A 3,557-nucleotide genomic window follows, 5' to 3' on the forward strand; every position below is an offset into this window, starting at 1 on the left:
ATCTAGCCATAGGCCTTATATATTGCGCTTCATATATTATATTTTAGAACTAATTGGTATACTTAATTACTTTTAAAATTTCTTAATGAAACACTATAAAAAACAGAACATTTGTTCGTATTTATACTTTAATATATTTCCCTTTTAAATTCAAGCATATATACATTTTCTAATTAACTATGCTAATATAGATACGTTAAAATTTTAAAATTGAGGCGATATATGTGAATCCAAAAATAAAAGGTATTATTGCTATTCTAATTTCTGCAGTTGGTTTTAGCTTTATGTCTGTTTTTTTTAGATTAGCTGGAGATCTCCCTGTCTTTCAAAAATCATTGGCAAGAAACCTAGTGGCAATGTTTATTCCTTTGTATTTTATATTTAAGTACAAACAACCACTTTTTGGTAAATTGAGTAGCCAGCCTTTATTAATATCTCGTTCTGCGCTTGGCTTAATTGGCGTATTATTAAATATATATGCCATCGACCATATGATTCTTAGTGACGCAGATACATTAATGAAATTAAATCCTTTTTGGACGATACTACTTAGTTTGATTTTCTTAAATGAAAAAGTACGCAATTACCAATTTATTGCTATGATCGTAGCCATTTTTGGTATGTTATTCGTTGTGAAACCTGAGTTTTCTTCTTCTATGATTCCAGCGATTGGCGGATTACTATCAGGTATCTTCGCGGCAAGTGCCTATACTTGTGTTAGAGCATTAAGTAGCAAAGAGGCACCATATACGATTGTTTTTTATTTTTCTTTCTTCTCTATAATAGCACTCATTCCATTTACGATATTTACATTCGAACCAATGTCTGTCATGCAAGTTGTTTATTTAATCGGTGCTGGCTTAGCTGCGGCTGCTGGTCAAATAGGTATTACCTTAGCCTATAGTTTTGCCCCAGCTAAAGATATTTCAATATTTACGTACGCATCTATTATATTCACCGCGCTATTTGGTTTTATTTTATTTGGTGAGTCACCAGATTTCTATGCAATTCTAGGTTATATCATTATCATTGGTGCAAGCTATTATATGTTTGAAAAAGCAAGACGCCAACCGTTAACCGTTCAGAAAAAGGAACAAAAATCTAAATATTAAAGGAGCAATTACGATGTCTGAAGGACGTAAACATGAAGATTTAAAAGATATTACTTTACTAGGAAACCAAAATAATAAATATGATTTTGATTATCGACCAGATGTATTAGAATCATTTGATAATAAACACCCGGGCCGTGATTATTTTGTTAAATTCAATTGTCCTGAGTTTACATCTTTATGCCCTATTACGGGTCAACCTGATTTTGCTACTATTTATATTTCGTATATTCCAAATATTAAAATGGTAGAATCTAAATCATTAAAATTGTATTTATTTAGCTTTAGAAATCATGGCGATTTTCATGAGGACTGTATGAATATTATTATGAATGATCTCATCGACTTAATGGATCCACATTATATAGAAGTTTGGGGCAAATTCACACCTCGTGGTGGTATATCTATTGATCCTTATACAAACTATGGTCGCCCTGACAGTAAATATGAAAAAATGGCAGAACATCGTTTAATGAATCATGATCTCTATCCAGAAAAAATAGATAATCGTTAATACAATAGGATAAACAAAAACCAAAAGTTGTTAAGTCTCGTTCGATAAAGACTTAACAGCTTTTTTTATTAAAATATTTTATTTTTGTATTTTTGAATGTATTTTATATTAAATCAATTCATACTTGTTAAATTATGAGATACAGTATAAAATATATCCAACCGTTAAAGGGGAGGGAAATTATGAAAAGATCGAATTATACGCATGAAGAAATTATGAAAGACATCCCAAACAAAGGTTTCTTTGGGCATCCAAAAGGACTAAGCACTTTATTCTTCACTGAATTTTGGGAGAGATTCAGTTATTATGGTATGAAAGCCATTTTAATTTTTTACTTATATTATGCCGTGGCTGATGGAGGCTTTGGATTGCCGCAAAGTGTTGCCATGCAAATTGTCGCAATCTACGGTACTTTAATTTATATGTCAGGTATCATCGGAGGATGGATTGCAGATAGAATCACTGGTACACAAGATGCAGTTTTCTATGGTGGATTCCTCATTATGATTGGACATATTTTACTTTCGTTACCAAACAATTTAACACTTGTACTAATTGCACTTGGTGTTATTATCGCTGGTACAGGGTTATTAAAACCAAATATTTCTACAACTGTAGGAGAATTATACGAACGTAACGATGTTAGAAGAGATGCAGCTTTTACGTTATTCTATATGGGAATTAATTTAGGTAGTATATTTGCACCACTACTTACAGGCTATCTACAAACAAGAATCAGTTTCCACGCAGGTTTCTTAGCAGCAGCAATCGGTATGTTCTGTGGATTAGTCGTTTATATTTTAAAACGTAAAAAATATCTTGGCCTTGCAGGTCGTAATGTGCCAAATCCATTAACAAAACCAGAAATCAAAAAATTCACTTTAATCACTGTTGGCGTCATTGTTTTATTTTTAATCTATTTATTTATTTTACATTTAAATAATGCACTTACATTAGGAAACTTTAGTCTTTTAATCACAATTTTAGGAATCGTACTACCTATATACATATTTATTAATATGATTGTGAGCAAAGATGTTACAAAAGATGAACGTTCACGAGTATACAGTTACGTACCTTTATATATCACATCTGTGGCATTTTGGATGATTCAAGAGCAAGGTTCAACGATACTTGCGACGTTTGCAGATACAAAAACTCAATTAGAAATGAAAACATTAACCAATGGTTTAATTGATTTTTCAATTCCTGCTTCTTGGGCACAATCATTAAATCCAGTATTCATTGTGATACTTGCACCAGTATTTGCAACTTTATGGATGAAACTAGGAAAACATAATCCACCAACAGTTCATAAATTTGCTTTTGGGGCTATCATTGCAGGCCTTTCATATTTAGTGATGATTATTCCGTTAGCATCAGGAAATGAGTTGATTAATCCTCTATGGCTTGTACTAAGCTTCTTATTAATATCAATTGGTGAATTGTGTATATCACCTGTTGGTTTATCAACAACTACAAAACTTGCACCACTGACATTTACTGCACGTATGATGAGTTTATGGATGTTAAGTAACGCAACTGCACAGGGTCTTAATGCCCAACTTGTTGTTGTATATACAAAAATGAATCAAAGCGATTACTTCATGTACTCAGGATTAGTAGCAGTCGTTATTGGGGTTATACTCTTAATCATTTCACCAAAAGTAAAACGTGCGATGAAAGGTGTATATTAATTGCTTAAATTATGATATTTCTAAGTGAGCAATATAGAAATCTTTGAAATCAGATTTCTATATTGCTTTTTTTGTATAATAATACACTGCCGCCCATTTAAATATAAATAAATAAAGATTTATGCTTATATAAATTGAAAATAAATCAGAATATTTCAAATATTGTTGTTTTAAGAATATTATTGAAATTTAATTTAATTAAGCGTAAAATCATTTTTATACATTCTTATAGGG

3 protein-coding genes are annotated in these 3,557 nt (G+C 31.1%); all 3 read left to right on the top strand.

The genetic code is table 11. From position 1 onward, the window contains the following. The first annotated feature begins 224 nt into the window (after positions 1-224). The 3 genes from CD150_RS09985 to CD150_RS09995 all read left to right on the top strand — a co-directional run bounded on the left by CD150_RS09985 (position 225) and on the right by CD150_RS09995 (position 3,323). Positions 225-1,112, top strand: a complete 888-nt coding sequence (locus tag CD150_RS09985; protein ID WP_046207406.1) for a DMT family transporter — start codon at positions 225-227, stop codon at positions 1,110-1,112. A 13-nt stretch (positions 1,113-1,125) separates the two neighbouring features. Beyond that, on the top strand, positions 1,126-1,626 hold the full coding sequence (gene queF, locus CD150_RS09990) for a preQ(1) synthase (protein ID WP_046207405.1): 501 nt from the start codon (positions 1,126-1,128) through the stop codon (positions 1,624-1,626). A gap of 182 nt (positions 1,627-1,808) precedes the next feature. Next, positions 1,809-3,323, top strand: a complete 1,515-nt coding sequence (locus tag CD150_RS09995) for a peptide MFS transporter (RefSeq protein ID WP_064209518.1) — start codon at positions 1,809-1,811, stop codon at positions 3,321-3,323. Positions 3,324-3,557 lie beyond the last annotated feature (234 nt).

It is taken from the genome of Staphylococcus ureilyticus, from assembly GCF_002902235.1.
Lineage (GTDB): Bacteria > Bacillota > Bacilli > Staphylococcales > Staphylococcaceae > Staphylococcus > Staphylococcus ureilyticus.